At 38.8% G+C, this 16,252-nt stretch carries 12 protein-coding genes; 5 read left to right on the top strand and 7 right to left on the bottom strand.

Features of this window, described 5'->3' with window-relative positions; genetic code table 11:
- Positions 1-6: 6 nt before the first annotated feature.
- From KXJ69_RS05075 to asnB, 5 genes are all read left to right on the top strand, one after another.
- Positions 7-2,799, top strand: coding sequence for a gluzincin family metallopeptidase (locus KXJ69_RS05075; RefSeq protein WP_219051890.1), 2,793 nt, complete (start codon positions 7-9; stop codon positions 2,797-2,799).
- A 1-nt stretch (position 2,800) separates the two neighbouring features.
- Positions 2,801-3,028: a hypothetical protein gene (locus tag KXJ69_RS05080; protein WP_219051891.1), complete on the top strand. Its 228-nt coding sequence runs from the start codon at positions 2,801-2,803 to the stop codon at positions 3,026-3,028.
- Between the two features lie 89 nt (positions 3,029-3,117).
- Complete coding sequence (locus KXJ69_RS05085) at positions 3,118-5,532, top strand: alpha-ketoacid dehydrogenase subunit alpha/beta (RefSeq protein WP_219051892.1); 2,415 nt, start codon at positions 3,118-3,120, stop codon at positions 5,530-5,532.
- A gap of 19 nt (positions 5,533-5,551) precedes the next feature.
- Entirely contained in the window at positions 5,552-6,001 is a 450-nt protein-coding gene (locus tag KXJ69_RS05090; protein WP_219051893.1) for an SRPBCC family protein, read from the top strand.
- Positions 6,002-6,193: 192 nt separating this feature from the next.
- Complete coding sequence (gene asnB / locus KXJ69_RS05095) at positions 6,194-7,882, top strand: asparagine synthase B (protein WP_219051894.1); 1,689 nt, start codon at positions 6,194-6,196, stop codon at positions 7,880-7,882.
- 28 nt (positions 7,883-7,910) lie between these two features.
- On the opposite strand, the gene KXJ69_RS05100 is transcribed toward asnB, so the two are convergent.
- The 7 genes from KXJ69_RS05100 to KXJ69_RS05130 all read right to left on the bottom strand — a co-directional run bounded on the left by KXJ69_RS05100 (position 7,911) and on the right by KXJ69_RS05130 (position 16,202).
- Entirely contained in the window at positions 7,911-8,732 is an 822-nt protein-coding gene (locus KXJ69_RS05100; protein ID WP_219051895.1) for an SDR family oxidoreductase, read from the bottom strand.
- A 17-nt stretch (positions 8,733-8,749) separates the two neighbouring features.
- The gene (locus tag KXJ69_RS05105) at positions 8,750-9,721 is read right to left on the bottom strand and encodes a 3-oxoacyl-ACP synthase III family protein (RefSeq protein WP_219051896.1); all 972 of its coding nucleotides are present in this window, start codon (positions 9,719-9,721) and stop codon (positions 8,750-8,752) included.
- A 376-nt stretch (positions 9,722-10,097) separates the two neighbouring features.
- Positions 10,098-11,588 (bottom strand): cadherin repeat domain-containing protein, encoded by a 1,491-nt coding sequence (locus KXJ69_RS05110; protein ID WP_219051897.1) that lies wholly within the window; start codon positions 11,586-11,588, stop codon positions 10,098-10,100.
- A 9-nt stretch (positions 11,589-11,597) separates the two neighbouring features.
- Complete coding sequence (locus tag KXJ69_RS05115; RefSeq protein WP_219051898.1) at positions 11,598-12,299, bottom strand: gluconate 2-dehydrogenase subunit 3 family protein; 702 nt, start codon at positions 12,297-12,299, stop codon at positions 11,598-11,600.
- Positions 12,300-12,302: 3 nt separating this feature from the next.
- A complete protein-coding gene (locus tag KXJ69_RS05120) occupies positions 12,303-14,021 on the bottom strand; it encodes a GMC family oxidoreductase (protein ID WP_219051899.1) in 1,719 nt (572 codons plus the stop codon).
- A gap of 109 nt (positions 14,022-14,130) precedes the next feature.
- On the bottom strand, positions 14,131-15,798 hold the full coding sequence (locus KXJ69_RS05125) for a formate--tetrahydrofolate ligase (protein WP_219051900.1): 1,668 nt from the start codon (positions 15,796-15,798) through the stop codon (positions 14,131-14,133).
- 23 nt (positions 15,799-15,821) lie between these two features.
- On the bottom strand, positions 15,822-16,202 hold the full coding sequence (locus tag KXJ69_RS05130; RefSeq protein ID WP_219051901.1) for a DoxX family membrane protein: 381 nt from the start codon (positions 16,200-16,202) through the stop codon (positions 15,822-15,824).
- Between the last annotated feature and the right edge of the window lie 50 nt (positions 16,203-16,252).

Consider the following 16,252-nt stretch of genomic DNA (forward strand, 5'->3'; position numbering starts at 1 on the left):
TGCATAATGTGTTTAGGGTTGCTTGCCATTTCGGTACGAGCGCAACATACTTTAAGCATAGATGCACATCTTAATGAAGAGACCCAAACGCTTTCCATTACTCAAAAAATTATCTTTGTTAATGACTCGGATTCAGCTCTTTCAGAAATCTATCTATTAGACTGGGCCAATAGTTTTTCGAGTAAAACAACGCCTTTAGCCGAACGATTTGCCGAAAATTTTAATAGTTCTTTTCATTTTGAAAAAGATGAAAATCGGGGAAGAACAGTCATTCAATCTATTCAAAACAACAAGAATGACTCTTTTACTTGGACTCGTGAACCTAGTGACGATATTATAAAAATTAACCTTGAAAATGGTCTCGAACCAAATGCTCAAATTGAAATCAATTTGGCTTATACCGTAAAAGTCCCAAACGATAAATATACGCGTTATGGTGTTTCTAAAAATGGCGATTATAAGCTTCGCTATTGGTTTATTGCTCCTGCGGTATTTAAAGGCGAATGGAAGGCTTATAGCAATAAAAATGTGGATGACTTTTTTATGAGTCCTTCAAAATTTATTATTAATTTTCACTTTCCAAAAGAATACAAACTCTTTAGTGATTTAGATGTTACTACCGAAACCATTGTAAATAACAAAAAAATTATTCATTTAGAAGGCAACAACCGAATGAGCGCACCCATTTATTTGGATAAATTTCTTGGATTTAGTAGTGTGGTGACCGATAATTTTGAAGTTGTAACCGATTTAAGGGACAAAAAAGTAACTCCCACCATTAAAGCACTGCAAATTGACCGCATTACACATTACCTAGAAGAAAAACTAGGGCCCTACCCTTTCGAAAAGCTACTTATAAGTGATGCCGATTACCGTTTAAGTCCCGTGTATGGGTTAAATCAGTTGCCCGATTTTATAAGTCCATTTCCTAACGGATTTGAAATGGATATGGAATTACTTAAGACCATCACAAGAAAATATCTGGAAAGCACTTTATATATCAACCCAAGAGAAGAACATTGGTTGTTTGGAGCGTTACAAATTTATTTAATGACAGATTATGTCAACACCTTTTACCCAGACATAAAAATAATGGGAAATTTAAGTGAGTTTTTTATTGTAAGATGGTCTCACGCAAGTGATCTGGAGTTTAACGATCAATATCCTTTAATGTACCTCAATATGGCTCGTAGCAACCTACACCAATCCTTGGTCACTCCTAAAGATTCTCTAGTGAAATTCAATAAAAATATTGCAAGTGATTATTATGCAGGTGCTGGGCTTGGGTATTTAAGCGATTATATGGGGAAAGATGCATTAGATACTTCCATTTCTGAATTTTACAAAAACAATAACCTACAATACACTACTTCATCTACGTTCGAAGACATACTTTCAAAAAACACAGAGCTACCTATTCATTGGTTTTTTGAAGACTATGTTGGCAAACGAACCCTTATCGATTTTAAAATTAAAAAAGTAGAAAAAGTTGGTGATTCACTTCGAGTTAGTATTCTGAATAAGGAGAATAACAAAATGCCTATTTCGCTTTATGGGCTTAATAAAAAGGATGTTATTTTCAAAAAATGGCTTGCACCTTTTGATAGTATTATTACTGTGTCTGTTCCGAAAGAAAATATTAAACAGTTAGCACTAAACTATGAAGCTGTGGTGCCTGAACTCAACCAACGGAACAATTTTAAAACGGTGGATGGATTATTTAACAAACCCGTTCAATTTAGGCTGTTTCAAGATGTGGAAGACCCAAAATACAATCAGCTGTTTTTTATGCCCGTCTTTCAGTATAATTTGTATGATGGTTTGAGTTTAGGAATGAAGTTATATAACAAAACTGTGCTTCCTAAAGACTTTAATTATAGGGTTGAACCCCAATATGGATTTCGTTCAAAATCCTTGGTGGGCAATGGCTCTTTTTCCTATACGGGTCGATTCGACAACCAAAGCATGTATGCGCTAAGAACAGGAATATCGGGTACTTTATTCTCATACGATGAGGATTTATTTTACAAAAGAATCTCACCTTATATCACATTTGCATTTCGTGATCCAACCGATTTACGAAAAAATACAAAGCAATTTATTAATGTTCGAAATGTGAATGTTTTTAGAGACGAAGACCCTAACGACCCCGATCAAGAACCTAACTATAATGTGTATAATGCGCAGTATGTTTATTCAGATAATAATTTAATTGATTACTATCGCGGCCTTTTCGATTATCAAATCTCGAAAAAGTTTAGCAAAGTTTCGCTTCAACTGGAATATCGCAAGCTCTTTTTAAATAACCGGCAAATTAATCTTCGATGGTATTCTGGAATATTTTTATATAATAAAACTGAAACGAATGATGACTATTTCAGCTTTGCATTGGACCGCCCATCCGATTATATGTTTGACTATAATTACTACGGAAGAAGTGAAGACACAGGATTGTTTAGTCAACAACTTATCATTGCCGAAGGAGGTTTTAAATCACAACTCGAGCCTGCATATGCCAACCAATGGATTACTACGGTGAATGCCAGTACCAACATCTGGAGATGGATCTATGCTTATGGGGATATGGGATGGGTTAAAAATACGGGCTTTGAACCTCAATTTGTCTACGATGCTGGAATTAGAGCCAGCTTGGTAGCCGATTATTTCGAGCTTTATTTTCCGCTTTATTCTAATTTAGGATGGGAGCCTGGACTTGGTGATTACGATCAAAAAATTCGATTTATTGTTACTTTGGACATAAGAACATTAATGGGGCTTTTTACAAGAAAATGGTATTAAAATGAATATATTCAACGACTGGCGCATACTTATTTTATTATGCTTAACTCTAGGTTTAGCACCCTTTTTTCCAGAACCACATCTCTGGGGGAAATTAAAATGGATTGCTGGTGGTGCAACAGGAATGACTCCTAAAGACTACTTCGATGTGGCGTTGCACGGATTCCCTTTTGTTTTACTCATTCGCAGAGTTTTTGTAGCAATTCGTAGAAAAGATGAAAAAAATTAAGAAAAATTATCATTTTGTTAAGAATTCCATAATTTTTTAGAGTGATATGCATTGTAATTTTTGCTACTTTTGCAACTTAAACATTCCTTATGCAAACAAACCCACAAACGAACGGTGCACTTTCTTTTGAAGACTTTAAAACGGAAGTCTTAAAAGATTACACCATAGCTGTAACAAGTCGGGAGTGTAGTTTGTTAGGAAGACGTGAAGTTCTTACGGGAAAAGCAAAATTTGGGATTTTTGGTGATGGAAAGGAAGTGCCTCAACTCGCTTGGGCAAAGGCATTTCAAAAAGGAGATTGGCGAAGTGGTTACTATCGTGACCAAACTTTTATGATGTGTAATGACCAATTAAACATCGAACAATTTTTTGCAGGTTTATATGCGCATACGACTATTGAAGCCGATCCCATGAGCGCAGGCCGCCAAATGGGCGGACACTTTATGACGCACAGTCTTAATGAAGACGGCTCCTGGAAAAACCTTACCAAACAAAAAAATAGCAGTTCAGACATCTCTCCAACTGCCGGGCAAATGCCGCGATTATTAGGATTGGCTCAGGCATCCAAAATTTTCAGAAATGTTGATGAGGTGAAAAATCACGCCCAATTATCTATCAACGGAAATGAAGTCGCTTGGGGAACCATTGGAAATGCCAGTACCAGCGAAGGCTTATTTTGGGAAACCATCAATGCCGCTGGCGTATTACAAGTTCCTATGGTGATGTGTGTTTGGGATGATGAATATGGAATTTCGGTACACGCAAAGCATCAAACCACCAAAGAAGATATCTCGGAAGTGTTGAGCGGATTTCAACGTACCGAGGAAAAAGCGGGTTATGAAATATTCAAAGTAAAAGGTTGGGACTACCCTGCCCTAGTGGAAACTTTTGAAAAAGCTGGGAAAATTGCCCGTGAAGAGCACGTTCCTGTGCTTATTCACGTGGTAGAACTCACACAACCGCAAGGACACTCTACCAGTGGTTCTCACGAACGTTATAAAAGTGATGAGCGACTCCAGTGGGAAAGAGAATTCGATTGTAACGTGAAAATGCGTGAGTGGCTTATTGAAAATAATTTTGCCACCGATGAAGAACTTTCAGAAATTGAGAAAAGCATTAAAAAGAAAGTTAGAGAAGGGAAAACAAAAGCATGGACTGCATTTCTAGCGGATCACAAACAAGAACAAAAAGAAGCCATTACCTTAATTGGAAACCTTGCTGAAAGTAGCCAGAATAAAATCTTTATTGAAAAAATTAAGGAAGAATTAGCCGAAAATAAAGAACCGCTTCGCAGGGATATTATTTCAAAAGCACGAAAAGCACTTCGCTATGTCGCTGCTGAAAATTCTTCCGAAAAGAAACAGCTTCAGGATTGGGTAAATAACTTTTTTGAAATCGTGCAGCCAAAATTTAGCTCGAACCTTTATTCCGAATTACCTTCAAAAGCGACCAACATATCAGAAGTACTTCCCACCTACGATGACCATGCCGAAGAGGTTGATGGACGTGTAATTCTTCGCGATAATTTCGACACTATTTTCAGTAAACATCCAGAAACCCTTGTATTTGGAGAAGATAGCGGCGCCATTGGTGACGTAAACCAAGGCTTAGAAGGGCTTCAGGAAAAATATGGAGAGTTTCGAGTTCGTGATTCAGGAATTCGTGAAGCTACTATTTTAGGACAAGGAATTGGATTGGCGATGCGTGGTCTACGTCCCATTGCTGAGATTCAGTACCTCGATTATATCATGTACTGCCTTCAAATTATGACCGATGATTTGGCAACGCTTCGTTATCGAACCGTAGGGAAGCAAAAAGCACCGCTCATTGTGCGTACGCGTGGTCATAGATTAGAGGGAATTTGGCATAGCGGCTCTCAAATGGGTGCCTTGATTAATTTACTTCGAGGTATGTATATTTTGGTGCCACGAAATATGACCAAAGCAGCAGGATTCTACAATACTTTGTTGGAAAGCGATGAGCCTGCATTGCTTATTGAATGTTTAAATGGCTACCGACTTAAAGAAAAGATGCCTTCCAATTTAGGGGAATTTAGAACTCCCATTGGCGTGGTAGAAACCGTAAAAGAAGGAAGTGACATAACTTTAGTCTCCTACGGAAGTACCCTTCGTATTGTGCAAGAGGCTGCAAAAGAATTACAACAAGTGGGTATTGATGCTGAAGTGATTGACATCCAATCCCTACTTCCCTTAGATTTACACCATGATATTGTAAAAAGCGTTCAGAAAACCAATCGCTTGCTTGTCATTGACGAAGATATGCCAGGAGGAGCTTCCTCCTATATTTTGGAGCATATTGTAAACGAACAGAACGGGTATCGTTTTTTGGATAGTAAACCACAAACCCTTACGGCACAACCACATCGTCCTGCCTATGGAACCGATGGTGACTATTTTTCAAAACCCTCTACCGAAGATGTTTTCGAAAAAGTATACGAAATGATGCACGAAAGCAATCCCGAGGATTATCCCAACCTAAGATAATTAGGTAAGCTGCTTATTGATGAAAAAACTAACCTTCGAAATAGTCATCCATGCTCCAATTAACAAGGTTTATCAAAGTATTTTAGATAAAGACCTTTTTAGTAAATGGGTTGCTCCCTTTCACCCCGATTCCTATATAGAAGGCTCTTGGAAAAAGGGAAGTACGGTCCAATTTCTATCAAAAGAACCAGATGGCACAATCAATGGAATGTCCAGTTTTGTTAAAGAGAATATCCCAAACCGTTTAGTTAGTATTGAGCATCGAGCTTATATTAAAAATGGAGAAGTGATACACGATAAAAATGAAGAAGAAAGTTTTAGCGGTGCTATGGAAGAGTATTTTTTTGAAAGTCATCAGGGAACAACCTTATTGAAGGTTCACGCAGACACTACTACCAAATATGAAACATATTTTAAGGAAACCTGGCCAAAGGCACTTCAGAAACTAAAAGAACTCGTCGAAAAATAATTCTTGCATTATTTGCTTTTCCGAAAAAAAAATTGCCATATTTGTAGCAGACAAAATCCAAGTGATGTTACTATCTGTTTTCAATTTTAATAACAATAATAACGGAAACCCGTAACAGAAACTTGTACCCTATACCTAACCCGTCAAGTTTCAAAATTTGACGGGTTTTTTAATGATAAAAAAATAAAATTTATGTGCGGAATTGTATGTGCCTTCGATTTGAAACAACCTAGTGAGGATTTACGTCCTCAATTATTAACTATGGCAAAATGCCTGCGGCATCGCGGTCCCGATTGGAGTGGGATTTACGATAACGAAAAAACCATTATGGCGCATGAGCGCTTGGCTATTGTGGATCCTACTTCAGGGAAACAGCCGCTGTTTTCGGAAGATAAAAAGTTAATACTTGCCGCTAATGGGGAAATCTACAATCATAACGAACTAAGAAAACAATTTGAAGGTCGGTACAACTTTCAAACCAAAAGCGATTGCGAAGTCATCCTTGCCCTCTATAAAGAAAAAGGCACTTCCTTTCTGGACGAACTCAACGGAATCTTTGGCTTTGCCCTCTACGATGTAGAAAACGACGCCTACCTCATCGCTCGTGACCATATGGGGATTATTCCCTTGTATATAGGCTGGGATAAAGACGGGACATTTTACGTGGCTTCCGAATTAAAAGCGCTAGAAGGCGTGTGTACCAAAATTGAACTCTTTCCTCCAGGACATTATTTATACAGTAAAGAGGGAGAACTGAAACGCTGGTGGACCCGCGATTGGATGGAATACGACAACGTAAAAGATAACGAAACTTCCATTGAAGACTTACGCAAGGCTTTAGATGCAGCCGTGCATCGCCAACTTATGAGTGATGTGCCTTATGGGGTGTTGCTCTCTGGCGGACTTGATAGCTCCATTACCTCTGCCCTTGCCAAAAAATATGCCGATAAGCGTATTGAAAGTGGCGATGTGGAAAACGCTTGGTATCCGCGTCTCCACTCTTTTGCCATTGGACTGGAAGGCTCTCCCGATTTAGCTGCAGCACAAAAAGTAGCCGACCACCTAGGGACTGTACACCACGAAATTCATTTTACCATACAAGAAGGGCTGGATGCCATACGAGATGTGATTTATCACGTGGAGACTTATGATATCACTACAATACGAGCCTCGACACCTATGTTTTTGTTAGCACGAGCTATAAAAGCCATGGGAATTAAAATGGTGCTCTCTGGTGAAGGAGCCGATGAAATTTTTGGTGGGTATCTCTATTTCCATAAAGCACCCAGTGCGAAGGATTTTCACGAAGAAAACGTGCGTAAGCTAGACAAACTACATATGTACGATTGTCTTCGTGCCAACAAGAGCTTGGCGTCTTGGGGGATTGAAGGTCGGGTACCCTTTTTAGACAAAGAATTTATGGATGTGGCGATGCGTTTAAACCCTAAAGATAAAATGATCATTGCAGGACAAAGTAGCCCCAAAGACAAGCAAGCCATGGAAAAATGGGTATTGCGAGAAGCCTTTGGTGATATGCTTCCTGAAGCGGTGGCGTGGCGCCAAAAGGAACAGTTTAGTGATGGCGTGGGTTATAGTTGGATAGACACCTTAAAAGAAATGGTAAATAGTGAAGTAACCGACGAGCAACTTGCCAATGCCAAATACCGTTTCCCTATCCAAACGCCTACTAGTAAGGAAGAGTTTTATTACCGAAGCATTTTTGAGGAGCATTTCCCTAGTGATGCGGCTGCTTTAACTGTACCTAGCGTTCCTAGTGTTGCTTGTAGTAGCCAAGTAGCGCTCGAATGGGATGAAAGTTTTAAAAACATGAATGATCCTAGTGGTAGAGCGGTATCTAATGTACACGAGAAAGGCTATTAATGTAAACAAAGAGGTTAACTATTAATAATTAGCCTGTAATATGGTAACCACCATCCACATGTCTAATTTCACCCGTAATACGTCCGTTGGGTCTAAAAAGATGGATCACTTCATTTGCTAAATCTTGAGGACTTGCATTGCCCAGCGGGCTCATTTTTTCACTTTTTGCAACATCAGCATCGGTTAAGGTAGCGTTACCTGCTTTACTACCCATATATGTTGAAAAGCGAATAGCATTTGCACGAATATTATGCTTACGACCTAGTTCGTCTGCGAGTTCTACCGTAATTCTCTCTAGGGCAGCTTTGGCAATACTCATGTTTCGGTATGGGTGAAAGGTTACTTTAGCCGCAGCAATATAACTTAAAGAACAAATAGAAGCCCCGGGTTGTAACACATTATATCTTAATAAGTAATGTGATAATCGAATAAGAGAATATGCCGAAACATCCATGGTATCACAAAATTCACTTAATGAAACATCCAAAAGGGGTTTCACTTTTTTGTCCCTAATGGTTTTGTCCATTGCAATGGCATGTAAAAATCCATTAAGCCGTACTCCTTTTGCTTGTAACTTTTTAGCAAAGTCTTCAACATTCTCTTCTAATGTTACATCCAAAATTTCCGTTTGATAATCGCCTAGTTCTTCAGTAATAGATGCCTTAAAATCTTCGAAGTTTTTGTTTAAAAATGAAGTAGCACGTTCTGAAAGATTGTGGTGAAACTTACTTACACCCAATCCTGTACAAACAACACTTCCGCCATTTTTAATCACTTCCTTAGCAACATACATGGCTAGTGAGTTTTTATCTGCAATTCCCGTAATTAAATAGGTTTGATTCTTAAGCATATGTATTTTTTAAAAAGTTACCATTTATATAATGCAGATCCCCAAGTCCAACCTGCGCCCACGGCAGCGAACAATAAATAATCACCGCTCTTATAGGTTTCGTTTTTTAGGGTTTCATCTAAAACGATAGGTATTGTGCCCCCCGAGGTATTTGCATAACGATCCATATTGGTTTTTACTTTCTCAAAAGGCAATCCAATTTGTTGGGCTACCGATTTTAAAATCCCAATACTTGGTTGGTGTGGAAGTAATGCTTCAATTTGGTCTATATGAACATTATTGTTTTTTAATAGTTCATTAATGCACTTAGGTACTACCTCGGTAGCAGTTTTATAGACTTCAGGGCCGTTCATGCTAAAAAAATGATCTTTATTGTTAATGGTTTCCTTTGAGGTTACTTTTTCGGAGCCTCCCGCACGTATTGTAAAATGCTCTTTCCCAGAGCCATCTGTATATAATAAAAAATCCACAAATCCTTTATCCTCTTGGGTTTCCGAAAGTACCATAGCTCCTGCTCCATCTCCAAAGAAAACCGAATCGCGACGCTCCCAGTCTGTAATATTCGAAAAAGTATCGGCACCTATTACAAGGACATGGGTATACATTCCAGATTTTATAAATTGAGCGGCCGTAGCAGTGGCAAACAATGCCCCAGAACATACAGCAGAAATATCGAAGGCAACAGCATTAACTGCCCCTAGTTTTTCCTGAACAAAGCAAGCACAAGACGGTGCGGGACGATCTGGAGTAGCGGTAGCTAAAATAATGAGGTCGATATCCTTAGGTGTTAAACCAGCATCTTCTATAGCCAACTTTCCAGCTTGAAAAGCAAGATCGCTGGTGGTTTCGCCAGTAGAAATACGTCTTTCTTTAATTCCTAAGTTCTTGTATATCCAATCGTCTGAAGAACCTACCGACTCAAAAAAACTATTTTTAACGATATTCTTAGGAGCGTAAGAGCCTGTTCCTTTTATAAATGCGTTGTGCATGCTTAAAGAGTTTAAGCAGGCAAAGTTGAACAATAATTTTTAGATGATACATACGATTTTTGAATAACTCCATTTCGATAAGAATATGAAAATTTAAGTAGGTATATTTTGCCAATTCCATAATTATGCCTGTTTTACTGGCCTTAAATTATGGCATCCATAATTCGCCTTTGTCTTTTTAGTAGGAATCTTGGGATAGAAAACGAATTAATTGCAAAATAATCCTTCTACAAGGTATCTCTAGTAGTGCCGTTACGCTAGAATGGAATGAAAGTTTTAAAAATATGAATGACCCTAGTGGGCGTGCTGTTTAAAATGTGCATACGGAGGCGTATAATAGAAATTAAACAATTATTGTTTAGGCAAGTTAGCATATTTATAGACTACAATTTCCGTTTTGAATATCTTCCAAACTAGGGTTAAAAGCGTTATTATAAGTTTGGAACGATCCACCAACGCCATTTTCATTTGCTAATGTAGTTAAGGCACAAAAGTCAGTAAGGTTGGGGTTTCCCGCTATATTTAAATTATCACCTACATTAGTCAAGGATTCTAATCCATTTAAACTCTGTAAATTGTCATTAAGGTAAATATTTATACTAGACTCTACCGAGCTAATACCATTAAAACAAGATAAATCTGTTAAAAGGGACATTTCTTCCAAACCAAAACCGTTCAACATTAGATTTACTTCACAAAACTTATCAACATCACCTAATAAATGATTTTTAAATAGAAAAAAACCTCCTGTAATACTATTTAGCTGTGTAAGATGATCCAGAGTAGTTAAAGAAAAACAGCGAATAATATTCAAATTATGAATAGTAGTAATATTTTTCAATCCACTAAGATCCGTTAGATTAGCACCGGATACAATAACATCCCTTATAGAGCCCGATATACCTTGAAGTCCGTTAAGATTCTCCAGAGAATCATTTGCAAGTATTTCAATTTTATTAACTACTGATGATGCTTGAATGTTGGAAAGCCCCTCCAAACTTGTAAGCAAAGGATTAAACTCAATAACAATATCCACTATGGCTCCAGAATTATTAAAACTTGTAAGTCCAGATAGTCCATCCAAATTCAAAAGATTATCATTTTCACTAACATACAAAAAATGACCTAAATAATTGATTTGTTCTAATCCATTCAGATTTGTTAGACTAGGTAAATCTCGAAGTATCAAGGTTTCACCAACATATTCTAAATTTTTTAAACCATTAAGGTTTTCTAGATTTGGTAATTCAGCAAATCCAATCGTTTGTAAACTTTGTAAATTACTTAGTCCATCCAAGGAACTTACCGGGATACCAGCAACCAAAAGAGCATAAACCTGATTAAGGCTTGCTAATGGAGTTAAATCTAAAATATCATTTACGGGAGGAGCATATTTAATTTCAAGATAACCATTAACTATCGAATAATTTTCTGCTCCAAAATCATCAACATCCTGCTGCGTATTTAATTCGATATTTCCTTCAAAAACAAGGCCTTCAATGACGTCTTCTAATAGAATTTGAAAACTTGCATTTTCTGAGTTATTTCCTTGACTTAATCTTATAGTCCCAGAGATTATTGGGTTTGTTTCATAGTCGAACAACGTTGAGTTCGCCACTATTAGTTCGCCTGTTTCTGCATCGATTGAAACTGCTCCGTCTGGTACCTGTGAAAGAATTGAAAACTGAAGAGCGCCCGAGCTTGAGGATGCATTAAGAGTCCCAATAACTTGATTATTATAAGTAATCTCTGAAAGACTTATACTAAAATTAGTCACACTAATTGTTACTTGTTGTTCTGATTCGCTATTTCGAGAACATCCAAGTAATACTATAAGCGATATAATACTACTAATTATTTTTATCATAAAAATTATTTAAGAAATCAAATTCCCCTCCTCGTCCCATTGCGCAATCTCACCACGGGTGTTAGGGTCTACACATTTGGCAAGCCATTCTGGGTCGTAAGCGAGTCCGTGGTCGTCCAAGACATCTTGGGGCACGCCATCCCAATTGTTGGGAGTGTTTCCTTTATAACCTAGTTCTTTTATACCCACTTCGCTAGAAAAATAGCCGGTCATCACCAAATTACGCATCAAGGAAAAAAACTGCACCTCATGTGGGTGTTCTTTGGCATCTGGGTCGGGCCAGGCAATCATATCTAGCACTTCCTTTTGTTGGGCTTCGGGAGTGTTTACAAAATTGGTTTTATACTTGGCATTGCAATAAATATTCAGCCACATTAAACCTCCTTTAATCTTGGTTTGGAACTCGGGCACATCCTTTGCCATAAATTCTATAAAGGGCACCACCTTTGCATCGTCAATGCTTCCGTGTTCGTTGGGTGGTAAAATTAGATTGGCTAAGTTGTGTATTTCCTTGAGTTCGTCGTCTTCAAAAAACTGCTCACACAGGAGTTTGTTATCAAATTCCTCTTCTTTTGGGGTACGCCCGTAGGTGTATTCCCAAATTTTATCTTCCACCACTTCTGGCGGTGTTGTGGTGACACAACTTTGTAAGGCAAGTCCAGCTCCCATGGAGCCTAAAAGCATCGATTTTAAACTTTCTCTTCTATCCATGGCTTATAGGTTTTGTTTTTTTAGTTCCTCAATAATATATTCCGAAGTACGCCAAGCGAGCGCCAAAATGGTCCAGGTAGGGTTTTTATCGGCTTGCGACACAAAGGGCCCGGCGTCTACCACAAATACATTTTCAACATCGTGTAGGCGTTCGTATTCGTTTACCACCGAGGTTTTTGGGTCGCTTCCCATACGAGTGGTACCTACTTCGTGAATGATACGGCCTGGATTGAGCAATCCGTAGTCTTGTTCTTTAGTAGGCTTGTTACCCAACACCACCGCACCCATATTATGACCAATTTCTTCGAAGGTTTCGTGCATATGCTTGGCTTGTTTACGTTCGTGGTCGGTCCAATGATAATTAAAACGCAATACCGGAATTCCCCATTCGTCCACAGTGGTGGGATCTATTTCGCAATAGTTGTCTTTCATAGCTATCGATTCGCCACGTCCCGAAACGCCCATCACAGAGCCGTAGAATTTTTTTACATCCTCGCGTAATCCATTTCCGTAGCCCCCTACTTTAAGTCCGAGGTATTTATTTAAGGAATTAGGATTGAACCCTGTACCGTAACCGGGCATTCCCATCCCGCCCCACACTTCAATGTGGTAGCCACGAGGGAAATCGAGCTTTTTGTTATCCAGCCACCACGGCGAATAGACATGCAAGCCACCTACGCCGTCTTCGTTATAGCGTTTACGGTTCATCATTTCGGGGATAAAGAACATACGGTCGGTTCCTGTAGAATCGTGCAGGTACTTCCCTATTAGGCCGCTACTATTTCCTAAACCATTAGGGAATGTTGAACTTTTTGAATTTAATAAAATACGCGCCGAACTACAGGCCGAAGCGGCTAATACTACCACCCTCGCTTTTAGGGCATACTGCTGACGGTCTTCTTTATTGATGTATTTTACACCCGTGGCTTTTCCGTTTTCATCGATGGTGACTTCGCTCACCATAGAATTGACGTACAAATCTACTTGTCCGCCGTTTTTCTGAGCCGGGAAAATTAAGCATGAACCTGATGAGAAATCGGCATAGACGGAACAGCTTCGGTTACACTGATTGCAATAAAAACACACCCCACGGTCGTTGTTAATTCGTTTGGTAAGTATTGACAATCGTGAAGGAATAACGTCTACATTCGACTTTTTTGCTCCTTTGATATAGTATAATTCGTGTAGCCTTGGTTTGGGTGCAGGTAGAAAGAATCCATCCGGGTCGTTTTCGCGTTTTTCGTTACTTCCAAACACCCCAATAAGCTTATCTACTTTATCGTAATAGGGTTTTACATCTTCATAGCCAATGGGCCAGTTATCACCTAAACCATCTCGGTCTTTTCCTTTAAAATCTTTAGGCCCAAATCGTAAGGAAATCCGTCCCCAATGGTTCGTTCGCCCACCTAACATAATAGAGCGAAACCAATCAAATTTGGTATCGCCAATTTGGTTATACGGCTCCCCTTCTATGTTCCAGCCGCCGTATGCCATATCGAATTCGCCAAAATCACGTTGGGTGCCAGCACCCCGTCTTGGAGATTCGTAAGGCCATTTAAGTTGGGTTCGGGTTTTAGGATCGGCGGGGTCAAAGAAAGGACCGGCTTCAATTACAGCTACTTTTAAACCTGCATCTGCAAGTACTTTGGTAGCCATTCCGCCACCCGCACCAGAGCCTACAATAATAACATCGTAGGTTTTTTGGGATTCGATAATTTGCATGAAGAAATTGTATTTGGTTAGGTTGGTTTTTATTTGAAACCTAAAAATACAATTATATTTAGAATAGAATCAATTTTTTTAAAAGTTGAAAGTTGAAAAGCAAATTCTGCTAAAACAACCCTACAATCTCACCGTTTTCGTCAATATCAATATGCTCGGCGGCAGGTGTGGCAGGTAGTCCTGGCATTCTTAGAATATTTCCCGCAATAGGGATAATAAATCCTGCCCCTGCGGCAATTTCAAATTCCCTTATATGAATATCAAAATGCTCAGGACGGCCTAATTGTTTTTCATCATCACTTAAACTCTTCTGTGTTTTGGCGATGCAAATAGGTAAATTTCCATACCCTAAACTTTCATAGCGCAATAACTGCGATTTGGCCTCGTTAGACAGAATCACATGCTCTGCGCCATAAATGGTTTCGCATACTTTCTTAATCTTAGTTCTAACGGAGTCTTCTAGCGAATAGGTAGGGGTAAATTGGGTGGTACATTGGGCGACTGCCTCCACTACTTTTTCAGCCAAATCTAGACAGCCTTTTCCGCCTTCGGCCCAACCATGGCTTAATGTTACAGCTACCCCTAACTTTTCACAATGTGATTTTAGCAACTGCTTTTCAGCATCGGTATCGCTTGTAAATCCGTTTACCGATACCACAATAGGAATACCAAAACTTTTTAAACTTTTAATATGGCGTTCGAGATTGGGAAATCCTTTTTCTAAGGCTTCAGTATCTTCTTGTGCGACTTCCGAAAGCGGTTTCCCACCGTGGTATTTTAAGGCACGAATGGTTGCCACCAATACAATAGCTTTAGGCGAAAGTCCTGCCGTTCGGCATTTTATATTCAGAAATTTTTCAGCGCCTAAATCGGCACCAAAACCTGCTTCGGTAATAACATAATCGGCTAAACTCATCCCCATTTTTGTAGCTAAAATAGAATTGGTTCCTTGAGCAATATTCGCAAAAGGTCCTCCGTGAATTATCGCTGGATTTCCTTCTAATGTTTGAACTAAATTAGGTTTAATAGCGTCTTTTAATAAGACAGCCATAGCGCCTTCAGCATGAAGATCGCGTGCATAAACAGGTTTTCCTTCCCAAGTATCACCCACATAAATAGCACCGCATTTTTCTTTTAAATCATTAAAGTTGTTACTCAAACAAAGAATCGCCATTATTTCGGAAGCAGCCGTGATATTAAACCCTGTCTCTCTTGGGATACCTCCTGCTTTTCCGCCTAGGGCAGCGACAATATTTCTGAGACCTCGGTCATTCATATCCATACAGCGTTTCCATTGTACGGTACGAGGATCTATGCCAAGGCTTTTGGTTTTACTTTGTATGTTGTTTTCTATTAAAGCCGAAAGTAAATTATTAGCTTTTTCAATGGCATGAAAATCTCCTGTAAAGTGAAGGTTGATATCCACCATGGGGATTACTTGACTCCATCCACCTCCTGCGGCTCCGCCTTTAATTCCGAAGACCGGTCCTAAACTAGGTTCGCGAATCACCGTGATTGTTTTTTTACCCAATTGGCACATGGCATCTCCCAGTCCGATAGAAGTGGTTGTTTTCCCTTCCCCTGCAGGTGTGGGGGTTATTGCAGTGACCAAAACGAGATTGCTTGAATCTACTTTATTTTCGTCAATAAGTGACAACGGAAGTTTTGCTTTATCCTGCCCGTAGTATTCTAATTGAGTTTCGGGTATAGCTAGTGCTGAAGCAATATCCCTAATGTGTTTTGGGGATATGCTTTGGGCAATTTGTAAATCGGTCATGCGATGAATTTTACTGTATTATTTTAATCGAATAGTACTTTATATTTCTCTTTTCTAGAAAGAAGTAAAATGATATTAATAGCTGCTACTAGGATAGCTGGCCACATTTCTGATAGATCATTATTAATAAAACTGAACATTAAAAACGCAGCAGATAATGGAAACAACACAATATATATGAAGGTTTTCCATTTATTAAAAATTAAAAACAATCCAATAATAATTTCAAAAATGTAAAGCGCTGGTAGATATATTGCGACTGAGTCAATAAAGTCTTGAGCTAGTGGTTGCATTGCACCGTAGCTACTTGGGACAATATGTAGGAATTTATTAAGTGCATAGGCTATTAAAAATATACCTAATAGAATACGTAAGAATTTGAATACTGGTCTAGATTTTTCCATGATACTTATTTAATTTTTAAGCACCCTAAAATTATCTATTAATTACCCCA

Source organism: Halomarinibacterium sedimenti, assembly GCF_019312585.1.
Lineage (GTDB): Bacteria > Bacteroidota > Bacteroidia > Flavobacteriales > Flavobacteriaceae > Halomarinibacterium > Halomarinibacterium sedimenti.

Bases quoted from the DNA above. Each gene is read 5' to 3' on its own strand.
- KXJ69_RS05075 (WP_219051890.1), top strand. From the start codon at position 7: ATGTGTTTAGGGTTGCTTGCCATTTCGGTACGAGCGCAACATACTTTA.
- KXJ69_RS05080 (WP_219051891.1), top strand. From the start codon at position 2,801: ATGAATATATTCAACGACTGGCGCATACTTATTTTATTATGCTTAACT.
- KXJ69_RS05085 (WP_219051892.1), top strand. From the start codon at position 3,118: ATGCAAACAAACCCACAAACGAACGGTGCACTTTCTTTTGAAGACTTT.
- KXJ69_RS05090 (WP_219051893.1), top strand. From the start codon at position 5,552: ATGAAAAAACTAACCTTCGAAATAGTCATCCATGCTCCAATTAACAAG.
- asnB (WP_219051894.1), top strand. From the start codon at position 6,194: ATGTGCGGAATTGTATGTGCCTTCGATTTGAAACAACCTAGTGAGGAT.
- KXJ69_RS05100 (WP_219051895.1), bottom strand. From the start codon at position 8,732: ATGCTTAAGAATCAAACCTATTTAATTACGGGAATTGCAGATAAAAAC.
- KXJ69_RS05105 (WP_219051896.1), bottom strand. From the start codon at position 9,721: ATGCACAACGCATTTATAAAAGGAACAGGCTCTTACGCTCCTAAGAAT.
- KXJ69_RS05110 (WP_219051897.1), bottom strand. From the start codon at position 11,588: ATGATAAAAATAATTAGTAGTATTATATCGCTTATAGTATTACTTGGA.
- KXJ69_RS05115 (WP_219051898.1), bottom strand. From the start codon at position 12,299: ATGGATAGAAGAGAAAGTTTAAAATCGATGCTTTTAGGCTCCATGGGA.
- KXJ69_RS05120 (WP_219051899.1), bottom strand. From the start codon at position 14,021: ATGCAAATTATCGAATCCCAAAAAACCTACGATGTTATTATTGTAGGC.
- KXJ69_RS05125 (WP_219051900.1), bottom strand. From the start codon at position 15,798: ATGACCGATTTACAAATTGCCCAAAGCATATCCCCAAAACACATTAGG.
- KXJ69_RS05130 (WP_219051901.1), bottom strand. From the start codon at position 16,202: ATGGAAAAATCTAGACCAGTATTCAAATTCTTACGTATTCTATTAGGT.